Here is a 21,561-nt window from a genome sequence, read left to right on the forward strand (position 1 = left end):
TCTGCCGGCGCGAAAAGAAACAAAATTGCGCGCCATGACGGCTATCGAGCCACAAGCCGCGCAGCCGAGACCTCCGGACCGCCGGTGCCGTCACCGCCACCGGTTTGCCACCAGTGGCGGCGCTATTCCTCGCGGAAAGCGCGGCTGATCTGGTCCGTCAGGGGTTTCGCGATGTAGGACAGCGCCGTCCTCTCGCTGGTCTGGATGAATGCCTCGGCCGGCATGCCCGGCACCAGCGGGGCATTGTTCAGCTTCTCCCGCTCGGTGGCCGGCACGGAAATCCGCGCCAGATAATAGGAGAGGCCGGTGCGCTGATCGGTGGTGATGTCCGCCGCGATGCGGCTGACATGGCCTTCGAGTTCCGGCGTGACGCGCTGGTTGAAGGCGCTCATGCGCAGCATGGCTCTCTGCCCCACCTGCAACTGGTCGATATCCTTCGGCACGATCTGCACCTCAAGCGCCAGCTCGTCCCCGTCAGGCACAATGAGCATGATCGGATCGGCCGGCGTCACGACGCCACCGACGGTGTGCACGGCCATTTCATGCACCATGCCGGATTGCGGCGCGATGATATCGATGCGCTTCAATTCGTCTTCGGCGGCGACCTTGCGTTCGACGAATTCACCCATCTGGGCCTGTATTTCGCGCAGTTCCCGCCCGACCTCGGTGCGCAATTCCTGATCGATCTGCAGGATCTGCAGTTTCGTTTCGGTGATACGTCCCGCCGTCTGCGCCTGATAGGCGATTTTTTCACCGCGTTCGCCGCCGAAAGTCGCGGCCTGCGTCTGCAGGCTGTTCAGCCGCTGCACGGAGACGACACCCTGTTCGCGCAGGGATTTCTGCGAGGTGATTTCCGCCTCCAGCACGGCAAGGCCGTTATCATAGGCGACTTCCTGCGCCCGCAACCCTTCGATTTCATGCTCGAACTGGGTGATGCGTTCGGCAAGCTGCGCCTTGCGCCCCTCGCGGTAGGATTTGCGGAATTCGAACAGCTTCGTTTCGCTGCGCATGGCGGAAGCGACATCGGGATCATCCCGGCGGGCCGTCAGGGCCTGCGGGAAGAGGAGTTCCGGCAGATCGTCGCGCTCAGCCTCCAGCCTTGCCATGCGCGCACCCAGCTCATCCAGACGCTTGGTCACGATGGCGAGATTGGCACGGGTCTGGGTCGCATCGAGACGCATGACGACATCGCCGCTCTTCACCCTGTCGCCTTCATTCACCAGAATTTCGCCGACGACCCCACCCTTCGGGTGCTGCACCTTCTTTATATAGGAATCCACCACCAGATGGCCGGAAGCGACCACCGCGCCAGCAAGATTGGTCGTCGCGGCCCAGCCGCCGACGCCGGCCAACAACACAACACCTGCGGCAAGGCCGGCCAGAAGATGTTTGCGGATGGAGCGGGACACATGGGTTCGCTGGTCAATGTTTGACATCCGCGTCTCCTTCCTGACCGTTCTCTTCCGGAGCTTCTTCCAGCACCGCCACCTGAGACTGAGCATTGGCGACGACGCGCAGCGGTGAAACCGTCTGGGCAGATGCGCTGAAACCCTTGATCGCCTGCACCTGCGGAACGCGCAGCACCTTCGACAGCACCTCGTCGCGCGGGCCGAAGGCCTTCATCCGCCCCTCTTCCATCATCAAGATGAAATCGACCGCGCCGATGGCGCTCGGCCGGTGGGCGACGACAACGGCAATGCCGCCCCGCGCCTTGACCGAAGCGATCGCCCGGACCACGGCGGCCTCACCTTCCGCATCGAGATTGGCGTTCGGTTCATCCAGCACCACGATGAAGGGATCGCCGTAGAGCGCGCGGGCAAGACCGATGCGCTGGCGCTGCCCGGCCGAAAGCGCGGACCCCGCCTCACCGATATCGCTGTCATAACCCTTTTCGAAACGCAGGATCAGCTCATGCGCACCGGCCGCCCTGGCGGCCGCGATGATGGCTTCGGGATCGGGATTGTCCTCGAAACGGGCGATGTTTTCGCCGATCGTGCCATCGAAAAGCTCGACGCCCTGCGGCAGATAACCGATATGGCGGCCGAGTGCGGCGCGATCCCATTGATCGAAACTCGCGCCGTCCAGGCGCACCTTGCCGGTGGCCGGCATCCAGGCGCCGGTGAGGATGCGCGAAAGCGTGGATTTGCCCGAGCCGGAGGGGCCGATGACGCCGAGCGCATTTCCGGCGGTTACGATGAAGCCAAGCCCGGTGACGGTCGGTTTTCTTTCTCCCGGCGGGACGATGGTGACGTTTTCGACCCGCAACTCCTTTTCAGGCCTCGGCAGCGCCATGGCGGCGGCATTGGCCGGCATCTGCGCGAAAAGCCCCTTCAGCCGCGCCCAGCTCTGCCGGGCAGCCACGAAGGACTTCCAGTTGGAGATGGCAAGATCAACGGGCGCCAGAGCCCGGCCCATCATGATGGAACTGGCGATCATCACGCCGCCCGAGGCTTCCTGGTTGATGACCAGCCACGCGCCAACCGCAAGGATGGCCGATTGCAGTACGACCCGCAGGGATTTCGCGATATTGCCGAGACCACCGGCCACGTCACCCGCCTTGCGGTTGGCGGCAAGATAAGCCTCATTGGAATTCTGCCAGCGTTTGCCGAGCCTGCCGCCAAGCCCCATGGCCTGCACGACCTCGGCATTGCGGCGCGAGGCTTCCAACTGCCGATTGCGAGCCATGTTTTCCACAATGGTGTCGCGGATCGGCTTCTGTGAAAAGATGTTGGTCAGGATCGTGAGGGAGACGAGCAATACGGCGCCGGCGAGCGCAGTCACGCCGATCCAGACATGGAAGAGAAAACATATGCCGAGATAAAGCGGCATCCACGGCAGATCAAAAAAGGCGGTCGGCCCCGTGCCGGAGAGAAACCCGCGCACATTGTCGAGATCGCGCAACGGCTGCAGACCATCGCCCGGCATGCGATTGACGAGCGGCAGGCGCACCACGGCATCATGCACCCTGCCGGAATAACGCATGTCGAAATCTTCGCCGATGCGGATCAGCACTCGGGCGCGAATTATATCGAGCAGGCACTGAAAACCGTAAAGGCCAAGCGCCAGAAGGGCGAGCCCTATAAGCGTCGGCAGGCTGCCGCTGGCCAGCACCCGGTCATAGACCTGCAGCATGAAGAGCGGCGACGTCAGCGCCAGTATATTGACCACGCCGCTGACGAGCGCGACGCCGAGAAATGTGCTTTTGAGGGGCGAAACAACCGCCGCAGTGAGGGACTGCGGCGGCGTCTGCTGGTGGTTTTGAAATCCCACAGCCTGATTTTCCTTTACGCGGCAAGCGCCGTTGCGCTGGCGAAAATAAAGTCCGATGCGTCGAGCACATTTGCATCGACGCCATTCAGCGTGATGGAGACGGACGTGTCTGTGGCCGAAAGGATAACGGCATTTCCGCTATCATTATACCACAACAAATCGTCCACCGATGTTGCGCCCCAGGCAGAGACATCAAGCGTATCCGTACCGTCCTGATAACCGTATGTTCCGGTCGGACCAGCCGTCACAATGTCGTTGCCGCCGGAGAATACGAACGTATCCGCGCCGGCAAAGCCGGTCAGGGTATTGGAGGCAGCCGTATCCTCGATGACCGTGCCGGTGGCCGCGAAGTAGTCATAGAAACCGGCCAGCGAGCCGAAGCGGGCGAGCTGGTAAACGGCGAGATCGAGAAGATCGCGCGCGCCGGCCAGCGAATAGGCGCCATCGGGATCGATCAGCAGTTCCTGCTGGCTGACCGCGATGCCGCTGGTGGACTGGCTGTAGCCGGTACCGAGAACGATGCTGTCGACCGAACCCGTCAGGTTGCCCTGGGAGTACTGCAGGGCGCCGCTCATGACGATGCCCTTGCCGCCGGAGCTGCCATCGCCCCATGCCTCATAGGTCGTGTTCGGATCGATGGTGGTGGTGGCGAGAGAGCTGGTCTGAGCGTCGTAGAACGCACCATAGGTCGAACCGAAACCGCTCGTCCAACCGTTGAGGTAACCGATCAGGTCGGAGGAAGACTGCGTCAGTTGAATTGTGGTAGCCATAGGTGTACTCCTTTGCTGGCCAATAGAGGTACCTTCGTCCTGTAGCGAAGGCGTTTCATCTCCGGGACGGGCTGCAACCCAGCCTGGAGAATTCTTCCGCTTCTCAGAACTTCACGTTCATCGTCGCGATAAAGGTGCGGCCCGGCGCGGTGTAGGCGCTGGCTGCCGGGATATATTTGCGGTCCGTCAGGTTGTTGACGGCGAAGCGAAGCGTCGCCTTGTCGTTGAAGGCGTAGGACCCATAGAGATCGACCGTCGTATAGGGATCGGTCACCTCACGCAGATTGCCTTCCGTATCCAGCACACGCGACTGTGTGGGCGTGACGTGGTTGAGCCGTGCACCGAGAGAGAATTTTTCATCGAAGAAGCGCATGCCGCCATCGAGCGTCAGCTTCACCTTGGGCGCGACATCCCCCGGCCAGGCGACGATTTCGCCCGTTGTCGTCGTCGTTGCATTGGAAAAAACCTGCGTTTTTTCCGGCCATTCGGTCTTCATCACCGTTGCCGATCCACCGATCCAGAAACTGCGCGCATCATAATTGCCCTCGAATTCGAGCCCGCGCATATAGGTCGTGCCGTCCAGATTGACGAAGCTGGTATAGGTGCGATCCAGAACCTGATCCGTGACGAGGTAACCGAGCGCGATATAATCCTTCACCTCGCGGCGAAAGGCAGCCATTTTGATGCGGATGGAATCGTCATCCAGCAGCACGCCGTCGAAGCTCATATTCGCGCCGATCTCGTAGGTCGTCGCCTTTTCGGCGCGCAGGGCCTGGTTCGGAGCATATTCATAGCCGGGGCTATCCCCCGGCCGCGCACCGGCGAAAAACGCCTCGAGAATTGTCGGCGGACGCAGGCTCTGGGAATAGCTCACATAAGGACGGAACCAGTCGACGGGTTTCAGTTCGATGGTGGCGGAGGGCAGCCAGGCGCTGTAGGTGCGATCGATATCGACATCGTAAGAAGGATATTCAGTGACCGGTATCGGCGGATTGTCAACGCCGGTTCCAGGCATGCAGCCTGCCGAGATATTGGACCAGGCGCGCGCGAGGAAAAGGGCGTACGACCAGCGCGGATTGGCGGGGCGGAATATCTGGTTGTAATAGTCGAGAGGCGTATAATTGGCTCGGACCGGATTGCAGGGGATCGAAGTTTGGATCTGATAGCTTCGAATATTATAATAGGTCGTCGATCCCTTCAGTCGCGACCAGTCGTAGCGTACGCCGCCACTCAGCGTAATCCAGTCGGCCGGCTCCAGTTCACCGTTTAAAAACAGGCTGGCGACATCGCGCCGCCCAGCGGGGCTGAAAGCCGTGTAACTGCTGGCAAATGTGGGATTCTCCGCGATTTTGGCACTTTTTGCGACAGAAGTGGCAATATCGCGGAAGGCTTCAGCTCCATAATTCAGGCTGAGCGCGCCCGCCGCAGTGTCGAAGCGGCTGGTATTTTCCAGACTGCCGCCAAAGCTGCGAAGACCCATGTCGAGATTGGTTTCGGCCGCGTATCTCGCACGTTCCGCACGCAACTCATGCGTCATATTGTCGTTCAGCCACAGCGACGACTTGAAGTCGATGAGTTCGCTTTCGGGATCCCAATCGAGCTTTGCGACGACGCTGTCGTTTCGCACGCTTTCGCGGTCGATCACCGTGGAAGCACCCTGAACGAAATCATTCTCCTGATGCATCCATGACAGCGAGGCCTGCACATCGCCGAAGTCACCTTCGCCCTTGAAAAAAGTCGACCAGCCATCCCGGCCGAGCAGATCCTTCATCGTCAGCGCGGTGCTTCTGGCCTCGCCTTTTGTTCCGATCTTGTATTCATCCATGATCGTGCGGCTGTAACCGGCGACGAAGGAGAGAGGGCCTTCCGGCGAACGAACGGCGCCCAGAACCGAGCCCTGAAAATCATACCCATTGGTGCCGCGGGAAACGTTGACCTCGCCACCCTTGTTTTCACCGTCAGCGATCAGATCGTCGGCGCTGACGGTGCGGAATTCCACCTTCCCGCCCAAAGAACCCGCATTCCCCGACCGCGCACTGGTTATTTTCTCGATCTCGACGGCACGGATGAAGGCGACGTCGACATAACCCTGACCGGCGCTGGCGGTGTAGCTCGTGGCGCCGCCGAAAGCCGCACCGCGCTGTGCATTCTGCCGTGCGCCATCGATGGAGACGACCACGCGCCCGCTTTCCTGCAAGCCGCGCACATTGGGCGAAACGGTGGGAAAGCTGCCATTGCCCTCGCCGGCATAGACGCCGGAGACCCGGTTGAAAACATCACGCGTATTGCGCACGCCGGCCGACTGGATCGCCTCACGGCCGACCACGCTGACGCTTGCGGGTGTTTCATACACCCAGTCGGGTGTCCCCTGATAACCGGAACCGGTAAGGGAATTACGCCCGGTTTTACCGGTCAGGGTAATGGTTTCAAGAACCGTCGTACCCGCCGCCCCGGAAAGATCGACGGTGGATTCTCCCGTACCGATGATGACGCTTCTGCCATTTCCGGCAATACGGAAATTGACACTCGTGCCGGCCAGGAGGCGTGACAGGGCGTCCCGGACCGTAAAACTGCCGGTGACGGCATTGGTACGCACATTGCCTGCCGATGGCGTTGCGAGCGTGACCTGTAGACCGGATTGCCGTCCGAAAGCCCCCACGACGGACGCCAGCAATTGTGCCGGAATATTGAACGGACGCGCTGCCCCCTGTTCACCACCCCGGCGCTCGGAATTTGCCGCAACAGCACCGGTCTGGGCAAAAACAGGCGTCACGCAAGAAACGGCGATCGCCGTCGTTGCCAGCAGCGCCGCCCCGCGGACCCGCCTTATCGCTTTTTCCCCTGAACCGGTCTTGCATATCTGGAGGCGCATAATGTTCTTGTCTTCCTGTCTTTCGCTCCGGATATATCTTGACCGGATTACTCAACAAAAAGACGATTGCCTCGGAGATTTTTTTCAGGCTTTCGGAAGAAATTTTATAAATAACTGAAAATAAATATAATTTTTTGCTTCAGCTTCAGAAACGGGTGATGATGCGGGCGGTGCCGCCGATCGCGTGCACCTTGCCCCTGTAGGGTTCCACCAGGGCTTCCAGCGCGCGGTCCGGATCGCGCAGATTGTAAAATCCCGTCACGCGCTGCTCGGCAAGCCGCTTGTCGGCCATGGTCAGCCATGCCGGATGGTAACGCTGGATCTGCTCAACGACCGAACCTATCGTCGCGTCGACCACATAGAGTTCGCCCTTGCGCCAGCCGCCAATATCCTCGACGGATACATTCTCTTTGCGAATTGCGCCCGAAGCGTCGACGATCAGCATTTCGCCCGGCACAAGCCGCGTTGGCGGCGCATTGCGGAAGGAAGCCTCCACGGAACCGTGCGCCAGCGCAACCTGCGTCACGCCATCCGTCAGGTCGACATCGAAAGCCGTGCCCAGCACCTGAACGGTCACGTTCTTGGCCTCCACGACAAAGGGACGCGTCTTGTCCGGCACGACGTCGAAAAAGGCTTCGCCCTTCAGCACCTTCACGGTGCGGCGGCCATCCTTGAAATTCGTGGAAAGTGCGCTTGCCGCGGCAAGCTCCACCCTGCTTCCGTCTTCGAGGGTGATGGTGCGGGCTTCGGCGGTGTTGGTCTGATAATCCGCTTCAAAACGCACGAAAAATGCGGGAACGAACAGCACCGCAAGACAGAGGGAAGCCGCCGCCACAGCCACGCCGGCATAATGCCGCACGGACCAACGCCGCCGCGATGGCTTTGTCGCGGCCTCGCCCGGCAGATGCGGAGCGTCTTCCCAGAGGTTCTTGAATTCCGGCTCGACCAGGCCGAGGTTCCGCCAGACCTTGCACGTCCGCTCCCAGGCGAGACGGTTTCCCAGCGAAGCCGCCAGCCACCGTTCGAATTCCGCCTTCAGACGCGGCTCCGTTGCGCCCTTCTGCAGCCTGAGCAGCCAGTCGGCCGCCTCCTCCGCCTTCCCGGTCGGCAATTCAATTTTCTTATCGGGATCAACAGTCATTGAACCGGGCCAGTTCCTTTGCGGGGCAGACGGGAAGCGTCGTCTTGCTCAATTGCTATAAAGACGTTTGACGACGGGATTTTTTTCACAAGGCAGGACAATAAGGCAATTTTACTTCATTTCTCTGGTAATCGCGACAATGCTGCCTTTGATGAGGCGGTGGGCGCTGGCCACCGAGACGCCGAGATGACGCGCGATTTCCTCCATATTGTAACCACCGAATCTGTGCATTTCCAATGCCACCCGCGCCTGAACCGGCAGGCCGGCCAAAATAGTCTGCATCTGCCGGACTTCATCGCAGAAGAGGGCATGTTCCTCCGGTGTGCCATTGTCCTGCGGCATGCCCCAGAAGGGGGTATCGTCCGGCCGTTCCCTGAGGTCCTGCCGGCTGCGCCGGCGATTATCGAGTGCAAGGTTGCGAACGATACGGAAGAGATAGGATTTGAGATTGGTGGGAGTGCCGGAGGCTTCGGGCACAAATTTCAGAAACGCTTCCTGAACCACGTCCTCCGCATCCGCCCTCGACCCTAAAATGAGCGTGGCGTATTTGATCAGGTCGACCCTATGCGTGACGTAAGCGTTATAACGCTTGTCATCTTCCCGTATGCCCATGTCTCAACCGAGAGAAATTTTAAGGATCGACGAAACCTGCCGGACCGCCGAATGACCGCGCAGTTTTACCGTTCAAAGCTCTAGCATCCAAACCTGGGACCGAACAGATATTTCATGACTATTATCATCAAGAATCCGTGCGAACAGCGCCCGTGCGTAACGGATATAGGGCTTTGGCAAGCGAACCCGGCAACGGATGCCGCCGGGTCTCAATCAGTCAGATAGCCCCGTCGACGATGACCATCGGCCGACCCTGCGAGCAGGGTTCGATGCGTGCATCGATGCGATAGATATCCCGCAGCATGGCAGGCGTAATCACCGCCTCGGTGTTGCCGCTCACCACCATTTCGCCGCGCGCGATCACCATCGTGTTCGCGCAGTAACGCAGCGCGTGATTGAGGTCGTGCAAGGCGATCAGCACGATCATGCCGGTTTTCTGCGCGAGATCGGAGACGAACCCCAAAACCTCGATCTGCCGGTGAAGATCGAGCGCCGAGGTCGGCTCGTCCATCAGCAGCACTTCCGGCTTGCGGGCGAGCGCCTGCGCCAGCGACACGAGCTGCCGCTGGCCGCCCGACAATTCGCCGAGACCGCGAAAGGCGAGATCGTGGATTTTCAGCGCCTTGAGAATGGCGTCGATCTCGAACAGCTCATCGTCATGAACCCGCCAGCCACCACCCTGCTTGGCGGAAAGAAGCACGGATTCGTAAACCGTCAGCACGGCATTGGCGCCGGTATCCTGCGGCATGTAGCAGATGGCGCGGTTGCCGCGGGCCGTGTCGGACAGTTCGACAAGGCCGGGGCCGGAAATGAGGCTGGCGATGCGCTTGAACAGCGTGGACTTGCCGGCGGCGTTGGGGCCGATCACGGCCGTGACGCTGCCGCTTTCCAGCGTATCGATGCCGACCTTGGAAAGGACCGTGGTGCGGCCATAGGCTGCGCCGACATCCTTCAGTGCGAGCATTACCATGCGCGTCTCCTGTTGCCGAAAATAAGCGCGAAGAAGAAGGGTACGCCAACAAGCGCTGTGATGACCCCAATCGGCAGGATCGCGCCGGGAATGAGGATCTTGCTGATGACCGAGGTTGCCGACAGAAGCAGCGCGCCGCAGATGACCGAGCCCGGCAGGAAGAACCGCTGATCCTCACCCACCACCATGCGGGCGATATGCGGCCCAACCAGCCCGACAAAGCCGATGGTGCCGACGAAAGAAACCGGAATAGCGGCGAGAAGGCTGACCGTCAGCATGGTCGTCAACCGCAGCCGGCGCACATTGATGCCCATGCTGGCCGCCTTGTCATCGCCAAGCCGGAGCGCCGTCAACGCCCAGGCGTTGCGCATGAACATCGGCACGGTGACGAGGAGGATGGCGGCGGTGATATAGACTTTGTCCCAGGTCGCCTTGGTCAGGCTGCCCATGGTCCAGAAAACGACGGCGGCGAGCGCCTGTTCGGAAGCCAGATATTCGAGCAGCGACAGCGCCGCATTGAAGGTGAAAACCAGCGCGATGCCGAGCAGCACGATGGTTTCCACCGTCACACCGCGCATGGTGGAGGCGAAATGGATGAAGAGGGCCGCAACCATGGCCATGATGAAGGCATTGATCGGCACCATGTAATGCACGGCGCCCGGAAAGATCGCCACGCCGCCGACAAGCGCCAGCGCCGCGCCGAAGCTTGCTGCGGCCGAAATGCCGAGCGTGAAGGGGCTGGCAAGCGGGTTGGACAGGATGGTCTGCATCTGCGCGCCCGCGACCGAAAGCGAAGCGCCAACAGTGACCGCCATCAGCGCGATCGGCATGCGGATATCCCAGATCACCACCCGAAGCTGGTTTCCGACGGCCGCCGGATCGGCAATGGTCGCAAGGACTTCGGAGAGCGTATATCGCGCCGGGCCGAGTGCCATGTCTGCGGCCATGCTGAAACACAGGGCGAGGAAAAGCCCGACGAGGATGAGGATCCTGCGCGCGGCAAGGGCGCGATATTGATCGCGCCCGCTGACGCCATCGGCGCTTTCATTCAGCGAAGTCATTGGTTCAAACCTTTTTCGAGCGAGGCGAAATAGCCCGGCTTGTAGGTGACGGGGAGGAATTTCCGGTGGAATTCCTCAAAATTCTTTTCCGGATCGAGATCGGCGAAGAGATCGGGATGGAACCACTTGGCAAATTGCTGGATCGGGAAGAACTCGTAAGGCGCGCCATAGAACTGGTGCCAGACGGCATGGACATTGCCCTGCTTGACGGCCTTCAGTTCCGGAAACGGCGTGCGCTTCATCAGATTGGCCAGTCTCTCACGCGAAAGCGCCATATCGGCGCCGCGCCCGACGGGAACGAACTGGTTGATATCGGATTCCGCCGCCCAGTTGGAGCCGGTGACGATGACGTGGTCGGGATCGGCAATCACCAGCTGCTCGGGATTGAGATCACCGAAGGTCGTCTTGATGATGCCGTCAGCGATGTTGTGGCCGCCGGCGAGATCGACCATCGCACCGAAATTGACCGGACCGAAGGTGCGGCAGCAATTATTCTCACCGGAAATGCCGGGCGCGCGCTCGATGAAGACATTCGGACGCTTCAGATCCTTGACCCCGGCAAGGCGGTCGGTCACGCGGGCGATTTCAGCGCGGCGATAGGCGATGAATTCCTTGGCGCGCTCTTCCGCGCCGAAGAGTTTGCCGAGGATTTCGACGGAAGCTTCGCTGTTCTTCTCGGGATCGATGCGAAAATCGAGATAGATGACCTTGATGCCGGCGGCTGCGGCCTTGTCTTCGAAACCGCTTTCCTTCGCGGACTTTTCCGCTTCAAGATTGAGGGTGATCACATCAGGCGACAGGGTGATGGCCGTTTCCAGGCTGAAATCGCCCTGCGGCACATAACCGAAACGCGGCAGTTTTTCGATCTCAGGAAAACGCTCGACATAGGCGGCGTAGCTGTCCGGATCCTTCTTGAGGAGATCGTCACGCCAGCCGACGATGGTATCGAAGGTCTTGTCGCCCTTCAGCGCCGCGATGACATGCACCTGGCGGGCTTCACCCACGATGACGCGTTTGGCCGGCAGGTCCAGTTCCACCTTGCGCCCGGTGACATCGGTAATCTCCCCGGCATGCGCCGCGGTGGCGAGAAGGGAGAAGGCCAGCACCGCAAGATGCCTGAGAGCGTTGAGCCGCATGAGAAATCCTCACTGAGTTCCTAAACAAAACGATGAAGCCGCAGGGCTGCGGCTTCATCCATCGGTCGGACGGCGCTCCCCTTCACCGTCCCTGTATTACTTGGCGTCCTTCAGCGAAACGAAGTAGCCGGGCTTGTAGTCGAGCGGCAGGAAGCGGGCGTGCAGCTCCTTGAAGGTCGCCTCGGGATCGAGGTCCTTGAAGAGGTCCGGATGCAGCCACTTGGCGATTTCCTGAATGGCCACGAACTGATAGGGGTTGTTGTAGAACTGGTGCCAGATGGCGTGGACATTGCCGTCCTTGACCGCCTGCACGCCGGTGAAAGCCGGGCGCTTGGTGAGGTTCTCCAGCTTGCGATGGGCTTCCTTCAGATCTGCGCCATAACCAACGCCAACCCAGTTGCCGCCGGGAACATAACCGTTCCAGTTACCGCCGGTGATGATGATCTGTTCCGGGTTGGAAGCGATGATCTGTTCCGGGTTGACGGTGCCGAAGGTGCCGGGAATGATGCCCTTGGCCATGTTGATGCCACCGGCGAGCTCGACCATCTTGCCGAAATTCTCGTCACCGAAGGACATGCAGCAATCATCGGAGTAACCGCCGGCACGTTCCATGAACACGACAGGCTTCTTCGGATTGGCCTTTTCAAGCGTATCGGTGACCTTGGCGATGGAGTCGGCGCGGAACTTGATGAAGTCCTCGGCGATCTTTTCCTTGCCCGTCAGCTTGCCCATGACGCGCATGCTCGGCTCGGTATTTTCCATCGGCTTTTCGCGGAAGTCGACGTAAACGAGCGGAATGCCGACCTTGGCGAGCTTTTCGATATAGCCCGCTTCTTCGGTCGCCGTCTTGGCGTCGATGTTCATCAGGATCACATCGGGCTTCAGTGCAACCGCCTGCTCGATGTCGAAGGTGCCGTCCTTCATGCCGCCGAAGGTCGGCAGCTTGGCGATCTCGGGATATTTGGCGAGATAGGCCGCATAGGTTTCCGGGTCGGCTTTCGCCAGGTCATCGCGCCAGCCAACAACGTGCTGGAAAGGGTTTTCCTTGTCGAGCGCCGCCAGGAAATAGATCTGCCGGCCTTCGCCGAGGATCACATGCGAAACCGGCACATTGACTTCGACATCGCGGCCGGTCACATCCTTGACGGTGACCTTTTCGGCCAATGCCGGCCATGCGGCGGATACGAGAAGGCCAAGGGCAAGTGCCGCGGATTTGGCTGAGATGCGCATCGGATATTGCTCTCCAGTGTTGACTGGCGCGGCTGTATTATTTTCTGACTGTACTAGTCAACATTTATGTTTTAGAGCCATTCTTAACTGACCGGTACATGAGCTGAAGACCGATGATCGACACTATCCAATATGGCAAAAACGACAGCCTGAGAGACGAAATAAAGGCCTATTGGTCCGGCCGCGCCGCGACTTTCGACCTTTCACCCGGGCATGAAATTTTCTCCGAGGACGAGCGCGCGGCCTGGCACGCGCTTATCCTGAAACATCTGGGCCGCGGCGAGGGCCGCAAGGCGCTCGACCTCGCCAGCGGCACCGGCGTCATCTCGCACCTGATGGACGATCTCGGCTTTCAGGTCACGGGCATGGACTGGTCCGAGACGATGCTGGGGCTTGCCCGAGAGAAGGCGAAAAGCCGTGGGCGCAACATCCGCTTTTTTGTCGGTGATGCCGAAAATACGATGGAGCCGGACGAAAGCGCCGACGTCATCATCACCCGCCATCTGGTCTGGACGCTGGTGGACCCGCAGGCAAGCTTTGCCGAATGGTTCCGTGTTCTGAAACCCGGCGGGCAACTGCTGATCGTCGACGGCGATTTTGTGAATACCGGCTGGCGCGAAAGACTGGTGAAGAAACTGGCCGCCGGCCTGGAGAACATCGGCCTCGTCAAACCGGACCAGCCGCACAAGCCGGCGGACCCGGAAAACACCTTCAACAGCATTCTCTCTCGAGTCTATTTTTCGAAGGGTGCGAGGGCCGGCGATGTCGCGACGATGTTGCGTGCGGCCGGTTTCGAGCCTGTCTCGATCGATCAGGAGCTTCAGGCCATTCACCGCGCCCAGGCGAAAAATTTCAGCCTGCTGAAGGGCATCCTGCGCGGTCTGCAGCACCGTTACGCGGTCTGCGCGGTGAAGCCCGGCGACAACTCCGTCACCCCGGACTAGATCCGGGGTCCAGCACGATCAAGTCCTTGTCTCTTCACGGCGCAGACGCGCCGTGACTGGATGCCGGATCTAGTCCGGCTGACGGATAAGAGCTCGGCGCGACCTCATTTTCCCGCCTGCTCGAAAAGATCATCAAGCCGGGTCTTGGCACGACCTGGCACGTCGATTTCCTTGTAGCTCTGCGGCAGGGTCGCCTCGCCCACCTTGATCAGCATGACCATGCCCATGCCGTAATGCGGAGAGCATTTGATGCCGTAAAAGCCGGGCTTTTCGAACCCGGTCTCGAACTCGTCATTGATCCGGCTTTTGAACCCTTCGACACCTTCGGGAACCATGCCGTCAATGGTCGCGGCATTATGGCTCTTGTGGGTGGGAACGAAGCGCACGCGGTCGCCGGGGGCGATTTCCAGGAAATCTGGCTCGAATACCATCGGGCCTTTTTCACCCCGGTTCAGCATCTTCACCTCGAAGGTCTCGGCCGAAGCATGAAGGGGAAACCCTGTGGCCACCACGGCAATTGCGGCAGCGGCGCAAAACCCTCTGGCCTTTACAGCGGCGTCTACGAGCGTCGTGAATGTCATCATCGTGCCAGTACTTTCCTTGCTGGATCAGCCCGCCCATGGGCCGGCAGAAAACGAATATGGGAAAAACCGCCCTCATCCATGGTGACCGCACATTTCACCCCGAAGACGTCCGCGATCGTTGCGGCCGTCAGGACCTCCCGCGGTGGCCCGACCGCGATCATCTCACCCCGATGCATGATGGCGACGCGGTCGCAGAACATGGCGGCATGATTGAGATCATGCAGCGCCGCCACGACCGTCAGCCCCTGCCGGCGCACCAGGTCGAGCAAGCCGATCTGGTGGCCGATGTCGAGGTGATTGGTCGGTTCGTCCAGCAGCAGGATATGCGGCTCCTGCGCCAGGGCTCGGGCAATATGCAGGCGCTGCCGTTCGCCACCGGAAAGGTGGTGCCAGCTGCGTTCCGCCTTGTCGGCCATATCCACATTGGCAAGTGCTGCATCAACGATGGCGCTGTCATTCTGCGACCATGCGGAAAGCGGGCCGAGATAGGGCGTGCGCCCAAGTTCCACCGCCTGCCGCGCGGTGATGCGCTCGGTGGTTTCGGCCTGCTGCTCCACGAAGGCCAGCCGGCGCGCGAGTTCGCGCCGTCCTAATGAGCCAAGCGGCTCCTCGCCAAGCGTAACGTGTCCCCGGCGCGGTTTGCGGATGCCGGCCAGCATGGACAGAAGCGTGCTCTTGCCGGAACCGTTCGGGCCGATGATGCCGAGAAACTCCCCGGAACCGACATCGAGCGAAACGCCGCGGACGATATCGATATTGCCGGCATGGAAATGCAGGCCGTGGGCGGATAATTTCATGACCGCCCCCTTTTCTGCCCCAGGATGAAGGCGAAGGCGGGCGCGCCGACCAGCGCGGTGATGACGCCGATCGGCAGCACCTGGCCCGGAATGACGATGCGCGAGAGAACATCGGCGATAATCATGAAAACTGCACCTGTCAGCGCCGTCACCGGCAGCAATATGCCATGACGGACACCAACGAAGATGCGCGCGGCATGCGGAATGACGAGCCCGACAAAACCGATGGAACCGACCAGCGACACCATCGCGGCCGTCATGATTGCGGAAACGGAGATCAGCACCGCATAGACCCAGCGCACCGGAATGCCGAGCGAGGCTGCCGCCTGACCGCCGAAGGCGAAGGCATCCAGCGCCCGGGCATACCAGAGACAAACCGCAAGGCCCGCAAGGCTGACCGGCAAGGCCAGCCAGACATCCGGCCAGCGCACGCCGGAAAGATTGCCGAGCAGCCAGAACATGATGCCGCGCGCCTGTTCAGCATTGGCGGATTTGGTAACGATGAAGGAGGTCATGGCGTTGAACAGCTGCGAACCGGCAACCCCAGCCAGAATGATGGCGCTATTGCCATGCCCCGCCCGCACGGCCAGAAGGCTGACCAGCGAAAAAGCCACAAAAGCGCCGATGAGCGCGCCGGCCGGCATCGTCAAAAACCCCGCGCCGAAACCCAGAAGCGCCACGGCGACGGCACCGGTGGAGGCCCCGGCAGAGATGCCGAGAATATAGGGATCGGCAAGCGGGTTGCGCAAAAGCGATTGCAACACCGCCCCGGCAAGCGCCAGCGACGCCCCGCAACAGGCGGCAACAACGGCGCGGCTGAGGCGGTAACTCCAGACGATGCCCTCATCCAGCGGTTCAAGCGGATAACCCGCGTGGAAGACGCGGTTGGCGATGGTTTTCGCCACGACATCGAAAGGAATGGCAGTCTCGCCGATGGCCGCTCCGGCCATCAGCGCGACAAGCAGCAGGGCAAGCGCGGCAAATGCCAGCCCCGCCCTGCCAAGATGGGTAGAGAAACGGTTCACTTGGCGAGGCCAGCGGCCGAAATAGCCTCGGCCAGCGTTTCGATACCTTCGATAGTGCGAATGGTCGGGTTCATCGCCTGCGCATCCATGTCGAACACATGGCTTTCCTTGACGGCGGGCATGATGCTGGCCACGGGATCGGTTTCCAGGAACTTGCGCTTGACGGCAATATCGTCGGCCGGGAAGCGGCGGCGGTCCATCTTGCCGGCCACGATCACGGTCGGATTGGCCTTGGCGATGGTTTCCCAGCCAACGGTCGGCCATTCCTCATCGCTTTCGATGATATTCTTCAGGCCGAGCGCGGACATGATGTAACCGGGAGCGCCGTTGCGGCCGGCGACATAGGGGTCGATATCCAGTTCGGCGCTGGAGAACCAGAAGACGGCGGAAAGCTTGCCATTCGCGGAGGCGATCTTGGCGCGGGCGGCTTCCTCGCGCTTTTTCAGGTCGGCAACGACGTCTTCTCCGCGATCCTGCACGTTGAAGATTTTGGCAAGGTCGCGGATTTCCTGATAGATCAGCTCCATGGTGAAGCCCGTGTTGCGCACGCCATCACCACCGCCGGAATTGTCCTTGCCGACGCAATCGGCAGGCGAGGTATAGACGGGAATGCCGAGTTCGGCGAATTGCGCCGGCGTACCGACAACACCTTCCGGGCCGATCTGCCACTGGAACTGCGTCGTGACGAGGTCCGGCTTCTTGCCGACAACCGCCTCGAAGCTCGGATCATTATCGGCCAGCCGTTCGACCTTGGCATTGGCCTCCTCATAACCCTTCAGAACCGGGCCGATCCACAATGCCGTGCCCACTACCTTGTCAGCAACACCGAGCAGGTAAAGAACCTCGGTCGTGCTCTGGCCGACGGATACGGTGCGGGCGGGAGCCTGCTTGAAGGTGATCTCCTGGCCGCAGCTGTTGATCGTCAGGGGATAGGTGGTTTCGGCAGCATTGGCGCTGACAACAGGCAAAGCCGAAAGCACGGCGGCCAGAAAGCCGGCATGGACCGGCAGGCGTCTAGAATGAAACATGTGTTCTCCAGTCGAAAGTAAAACTTATTCCAGAGCAGCAGGCGTCAGAACGCGCAGCAACAGCGGGACGTCTTGTACGGAGAACGGTAATAGGACGCAAACGAAATGTTATGAAATAACATTACAATCTCCTCTTCCGGGCTTCCCCGCCCGTAACGATGGTTTATATTTTGACGGCAGGTCTCCTGGCTCACGGATTTGCGTCACTCACCTGCCTTCCCGTATTCCGGAGAATACAGTGGCATGACGCCTTCAAGCGTCACGGGGATGAACGACAATCCGCTTACAGTTGCGGGGGCAGCCACGGCATTGAACGAAAAAATCGCCCGCACCATGTTCCCTATTAATCCCTTCGCCTTTCGGCTGCAGGAACCGTCGCTTTCTCACATAAGGGGCAAGAGGCGGGGCGTCAATTGCGATCGTGTCGCAGCTCAGCACAAAGTCAGAACAGGGAAGGACCGGCCAGCGCAAAAATTCTCGCCGTGCCGGAGCCCATGGGCTGCGGTTCGTCTTTCGTCATGGTCGTCAGCGTTTCGATCGCCACCAAGCCGGATTGCGCGAGAAAATCAGCGAAGGAACCGCTGTCGCGCACGGCATCGAGACGGACAAGCTGTTCTTCCAGATCGACAAAATGCCGCCTGACGAGCGCAATCGCATCCATTTCCTCCACGGCAACGACCGGACCGATGATGTGGCCTCGCCCCGCCGCCCGGCGCAGCGCAAAGGCGACAAGCCGGCCAGCCTCAAACAGGCCATAACCCGTCTTTTCCATGAGAAGGCGCGACAGGACACTGCTGCGCAAAACGCCGAAAGCCACCCGGTCCAGGTCAGCCACATCGGCAAGGTGTTCTTCGGATAGCGGCTCAATTTTCTGTTTTCTGCCAATGGGCGACATCTCCGCCGGGCATTGCGCCTTTCCCCGAAACAGATGCACTTTTTCCGTTTCTCCGGTGAAACCCAGCCCGGCAAATAACCGCCTCGACTCGTCCGTGGCATTGAGCCGGAGCGATACGGCGGGGAATTTCGTCACAAGCCGCCGCACCAGCCATGGCGCCACGCCCTGTCCTTGCAGGCGCGGGGAAACGATGACCATGCCGAGTGTCGCGAAACCCTCATCATAGGGAAACAGCATCGCGGTTGCGACGACGCGATCGATCTCATCGAGCGCGGCGAGGCCGACGCCGCACTGCCGCAGAAAACACCATTCGTTCGCGTGATATCGCCACCCCACCGCCATGGAAAGCGCGTGCAGATGATCGGCCTCTACATCGGCGATATCCACGGTTCGCAACTCGAAACTATCGACTTTGAGCAGCTCCATAGCAAACGGCTCTCATTTCCTCCGGCGCGGAACCTTGATCCCGGCAGCCCAGCCACGACATCCGAAGATAACCAGGCTTGCCAGCAGGAATTTTCCGAAAGCACTGGAAGGACACAACAATCTACCGAAATCACCCGCATTTCAGCAGATAAACGCCGCTCACCACTTTAAGCTTTCGACGTTGAAACGACGGGGGCAGCCATGAACGCAATCGAAATTCTGGAGCGTCTTGTCGGCTTCCCATCGGTCGTCGGAACCGCCAATGGCGATATCGCCGGATGGATCGCCGACTATCTTGAAAATCACGGCGCGAAAGTATCGCTGCTTGCCGGCCCTGAAGGCGACCGCGCCAATCTCTTCGCGAGCTTCGGCCCGACGGATGTCGCCGGATACATCCTCTCCGGCCATATGGATGTGGTGCCTGCTGGTGAGCCGGAATGGTCCTCCGATCCCTTCACGCTGAGAGCCGAAGGCGAGCGTGTTTACGGACGCGGAACCACCGACATGAAGGGTTTTCTCGCCACTGTTCTCGCCGCAGCACCGACATTTTCGCGCCTGGCACTGAAGCGACCCGTGCATATCGCCTTTTCCTATGACGAGGAGGCGGGTTGCCGCGGCGCGCCGCACATGATCGCCCGATTGCCGGAACTATGCGCAAAACCGGCGGGCGCGATCATCGGCGAACCGAGCAATCTGCGCGCCGTGCGCGCCCACAAGGGCAAGGCCGCCGCGCGCATCACCATTCGCGGCCGCTCCGGCCATTCGTCGCGACCCGATCAGGGCGTCAACGCCATTCATCTGATGGCTGACATCATGGCAAAGGCGGTCGCAACAGCGCAGGCACTGACACATGGCCCCTTCGAAACGACTTTCGAGCCTCCCTACTCTTCCCTGCAGATCGGCACGGTGAGGGGCGGACAGGCGCTCAACATCATCCCCGATCATTGCGCCATCGAACTGGAAGCCCGCGCGATTGCCGGTGTGTCGCCGATCGCACTGCTTCAGCCGGTGCGCGATGGCGTGCAGGCGCTTGCCGCCAAGGGCATCGATATCGAATGGGCGCCGATGAGCGACTATCCGGCATTGTCCCTCGCCGCCGATGCGCCGCTCGTAAAGCTTCTGGAAGAATTGACCGGCGCACCCTGCATTCCCGCCGTCAGTTACGGTACGGAGGCCGGGCTTTTCCAGGCGGCGGGCATCGACGCCATCATCTGCGGTCCGGGTGATATCGGCCGCGCCCACAAGCCGGATGAATATGTCACCGCCGGTGAGCTGGCGGCCTGCCAGTCAATGCTGGAAGCACTGGCAAACCGCTGCACGGTTTGAACCTTCGGAACATGGATTTCAGATGACGTTTTTCTTCAATTCCGACGCCAGGCGCGGCGAAATTTTCCGGCAGGCTCTGGCCCGCGACCTGCCGGAACTGCCCTTTTCGATGGATGCCGCAAGCGTCGATCTGGATGCGGTTCGATACCTCATCAGCTGGACGGTGCCCGAGGATATAGGCCGCTATCGCAATCTCGAAATCCTGTTCTCGATCGGCGCCGGTGTCGACCAGTTTCATATCGACGCAATACCCTCCCATGTGAAGGTCGTGCGCATGGTGGATGAGGGCATCATCCGCATGATGCAGGAATATGTCAGCCTCGGCGTGCTGGCGCTTCACCGCAATTTGCCCGCCTATCTCGGCCAGCAGCGTGAAGGCCTGTGGAAGGCCCTGCCGCAGCGTCAGGCGGAAGAATGCCGGGTGGGCGTTCTCGGCCTCGGCATGCTGGGCGTTGCGGCGCTGGAACGGCTGAAACCCTTCGGTTTTCCGCTGTCCGGCTGGAGCCGCTCACCGCGCGAGATCGACGGCGTGACCTGCCATCATGGCGAAGCCGGATTGGCGACGATCCTCGCGACGAGCGACATTCTCGTCTGCCTGCTGCCGCTGACGGAGGAGACCACGGGTCTTTTGAATGGCGAGCGTCTCGCAATGCTTCCCGAGGGCGCGGGGCTGGTCCATGCCGGTCGCGGTCGGCAACTCGATCACGATGCCCTCATCGATGTGCTGGATCGCGGCAGGCTTTCCGGCGCGGTGATCGACGTTACCGAGCCCGAACCGCTGCCGGAAGACCATCGTTTCTGGACACATCCGAAAATTCTCCTGACGCCGCATATCGCCAGCGTCACCCAGCCGCATTCGGCAGCGCGCACCGTTGTCGAGAACATCAAACGATACCAGTCCGGTCTCGAGCCGCTCGGCCTCGTCGATCGCAACCGCGGATATTAACCCACCCGTTCCAGGAAAGGACACCCATGCCGCTTCTCAAGACCATCGATACCAATCCCGCCTTCGAACCGAAGGCCTCCAAGGCCCTGCCCGAGCGCCTCATCTCCGGCGACCCGGCCTTCAAGACCTGGGCGCTGGACGAAGCCCGCAACGGCACCGTTCACACCGGCATCTGGGAAGCGACCCCCGGCGAAAGCCGCTCGATCAAGGGCGAGACCTTCGAATTCTGCCATATTCTCGAAGGCGTCATCGAAATCACGCCGGAAGGCGGCGCACCGCTGCGTTACACGGCGGGTGACAGCTTCGTCATGAAGCCGGGTTTCGTTGGTGTTTGGAAGACCATCGAGACCGTGCGCAAGATCTACGTCACCGTGAACGGATGAACTGAAATCCTGCATTTTCGGCATCACCCGTGAAGGTTCGTGCCGGAAAAATGCCGGCGGACACACGCACCGAAGATTGCGCTGTCCGCCGGCGGCAAAACAGGATTTTCGTTCACCGCCCCCGCCGCAGTCGGTCGATGCTGCT

At 60.6% G+C, this 21,561-nt stretch carries 19 protein-coding genes and 1 riboswitch; of the genes, 4 read left to right on the forward strand and 15 right to left on the reverse strand.

The annotated features are described in order from the left end of the window. Positions 1 to 122 precede the first annotated feature (122 nt). The 10 genes from QD336_RS11275 to QD336_RS11320 all read right to left on the reverse strand — a co-directional run bounded on the left by QD336_RS11275 (position 123) and on the right by QD336_RS11320 (position 13,062). Positions 123 to 1,436, reverse strand: a complete 1,314-nt coding sequence (locus QD336_RS11275; protein WP_499170703.1) for an HlyD family type I secretion periplasmic adaptor subunit — start codon at positions 1,434 to 1,436, stop codon at positions 123 to 125. After that, a complete protein-coding gene (locus tag QD336_RS11280) occupies positions 1,423 to 3,270 on the reverse strand; it encodes a type I secretion system permease/ATPase (RefSeq protein ID WP_499170704.1) in 1,848 nt (615 codons plus the stop codon). Before QD336_RS11280 ends, QD336_RS11275 begins: the two co-directional genes overlap by 14 nt. 14 nt (positions 3,271 to 3,284) lie before the next feature. After that, positions 3,285 to 4,040 (reverse strand): hypothetical protein, encoded by a 756-nt coding sequence (locus tag QD336_RS11285; RefSeq protein WP_269342767.1) that lies wholly within the window; start codon positions 4,038 to 4,040, stop codon positions 3,285 to 3,287. Between the two features lie 103 nt (positions 4,041 to 4,143). Next, the gene (locus QD336_RS11290) at positions 4,144 to 6,912 is read right to left on the reverse strand and encodes a TonB-dependent hemoglobin/transferrin/lactoferrin family receptor (RefSeq protein WP_499170706.1); all 2,769 of its coding nucleotides are present in this window, start codon (positions 6,910 to 6,912) and stop codon (positions 4,144 to 4,146) included. Positions 6,913 to 7,057: 145 nt separating this feature from the next. Further along, entirely contained in the window at positions 7,058 to 8,053 is a 996-nt protein-coding gene (locus QD336_RS11295; protein WP_499170707.1) for a FecR family protein, read from the reverse strand. A gap of 111 nt (positions 8,054 to 8,164) precedes the next feature. Continuing rightward, on the reverse strand, positions 8,165 to 8,665 hold the full coding sequence (locus QD336_RS11300; protein WP_499170708.1) for an RNA polymerase sigma factor: 501 nt from the start codon (positions 8,663 to 8,665) through the stop codon (positions 8,165 to 8,167). Positions 8,666 to 8,882: 217 nt separating this feature from the next. Next, entirely contained in the window at positions 8,883 to 9,635 is a 753-nt protein-coding gene (locus tag QD336_RS11305; RefSeq protein ID WP_499170709.1) for an ABC transporter ATP-binding protein, read from the reverse strand. Continuing rightward, complete coding sequence (locus QD336_RS11310; RefSeq protein WP_269342758.1) at positions 9,629 to 10,696, reverse strand: FecCD family ABC transporter permease; 1,068 nt, start codon at positions 10,694 to 10,696, stop codon at positions 9,629 to 9,631. Before QD336_RS11310 ends, QD336_RS11305 begins: the two co-directional genes overlap by 7 nt. Next, positions 10,693 to 11,832 carry an ABC transporter substrate-binding protein gene (locus QD336_RS11315; protein ID WP_499170711.1) on the reverse strand — a complete coding sequence of 380 codons (1,140 nt, stop codon included), beginning with the start codon at positions 11,830 to 11,832 and terminating at the stop codon, positions 10,693 to 10,695. Before QD336_RS11315 ends, QD336_RS11310 begins: the two co-directional genes overlap by 4 nt. 96 nt (positions 11,833 to 11,928) lie before the next feature. Beyond that, on the reverse strand, positions 11,929 to 13,062 hold the full coding sequence (locus tag QD336_RS11320; protein WP_499170712.1) for an ABC transporter substrate-binding protein: 1,134 nt from the start codon (positions 13,060 to 13,062) through the stop codon (positions 11,929 to 11,931). 113 nt (positions 13,063 to 13,175) lie between these two features. Between QD336_RS11320 and QD336_RS11325 the strand changes: the two genes are divergently transcribed. Further along, positions 13,176 to 14,006: a class I SAM-dependent methyltransferase gene (locus QD336_RS11325; RefSeq protein WP_499170713.1), complete on the forward strand. Its 831-nt coding sequence runs from the start codon at positions 13,176 to 13,178 to the stop codon at positions 14,004 to 14,006. A 104-nt stretch (positions 14,007 to 14,110) separates the two neighbouring features. Here the strand turns inward: QD336_RS11325 and QD336_RS11330 are convergent, their stop codons facing one another. The 5 genes from QD336_RS11330 to QD336_RS11350 all read right to left on the reverse strand — a co-directional run bounded on the left by QD336_RS11330 (position 14,111) and on the right by QD336_RS11350 (position 18,761). Further along, on the reverse strand, positions 14,111 to 14,590 hold the full coding sequence (locus tag QD336_RS11330; protein WP_499170715.1) for a pseudoazurin: 480 nt from the start codon (positions 14,588 to 14,590) through the stop codon (positions 14,111 to 14,113). Then, positions 14,587 to 15,387, reverse strand: coding sequence for an ABC transporter ATP-binding protein (locus QD336_RS11335; protein WP_499170717.1), 801 nt, complete (start codon positions 15,385 to 15,387; stop codon positions 14,587 to 14,589). Before QD336_RS11335 ends, QD336_RS11330 begins: the two co-directional genes overlap by 4 nt. Continuing rightward, a complete protein-coding gene (locus tag QD336_RS11340) occupies positions 15,384 to 16,412 on the reverse strand; it encodes a FecCD family ABC transporter permease (protein ID WP_499170719.1) in 1,029 nt (342 codons plus the stop codon). The genes QD336_RS11335 and QD336_RS11340 overlap by 4 nt, the downstream gene beginning before the upstream one ends. Next, positions 16,409 to 17,440 (reverse strand): ABC transporter substrate-binding protein, encoded by a 1,032-nt coding sequence (locus QD336_RS11345; protein WP_499170721.1) that lies wholly within the window; start codon positions 17,438 to 17,440, stop codon positions 16,409 to 16,411. The genes QD336_RS11340 and QD336_RS11345 overlap by 4 nt, the downstream gene beginning before the upstream one ends. Before the next feature lie 158 nt (positions 17,441 to 17,598). After that, a riboswitch (cobalamin riboswitch) is annotated at positions 17,599 to 17,832 on the reverse strand. Positions 17,833 to 17,882: 50 nt separating this feature from the next. Further along, the gene (locus tag QD336_RS11350) at positions 17,883 to 18,761 is read right to left on the reverse strand and encodes a GNAT family N-acetyltransferase (RefSeq protein WP_499170723.1); all 879 of its coding nucleotides are present in this window, start codon (positions 18,759 to 18,761) and stop codon (positions 17,883 to 17,885) included. A gap of 201 nt (positions 18,762 to 18,962) precedes the next feature. Between QD336_RS11350 and argE the strand changes: the two genes are divergently transcribed. From argE to QD336_RS11365, 3 genes are read left to right on the forward strand one after another with little or no spacing between them, the layout of a single operon-like run. Then, positions 18,963 to 20,087 (forward strand): acetylornithine deacetylase, encoded by a 1,125-nt coding sequence (argE, locus tag QD336_RS11355; protein WP_499170725.1) that lies wholly within the window; start codon positions 18,963 to 18,965, stop codon positions 20,085 to 20,087. Positions 20,088 to 20,109: 22 nt separating this feature from the next. Continuing rightward, positions 20,110 to 21,033, forward strand: a complete 924-nt coding sequence (locus QD336_RS11360; RefSeq protein ID WP_499170726.1) for a 2-hydroxyacid dehydrogenase — start codon at positions 20,110 to 20,112, stop codon at positions 21,031 to 21,033. Between the two features lie 26 nt (positions 21,034 to 21,059). After that, complete coding sequence (locus QD336_RS11365) at positions 21,060 to 21,416, forward strand: cupin domain-containing protein (RefSeq protein ID WP_269342740.1); 357 nt, start codon at positions 21,060 to 21,062, stop codon at positions 21,414 to 21,416. The last annotated feature ends 145 nt before the right edge of the window (positions 21,417 to 21,561 follow it).

The organism is Rhizobium sp. BR 250, assembly GCF_047445855.1.
Classification (GTDB): Bacteria; Pseudomonadota; Alphaproteobacteria; order Rhizobiales; family Rhizobiaceae; genus Agrobacterium; species Agrobacterium tumefaciens_I.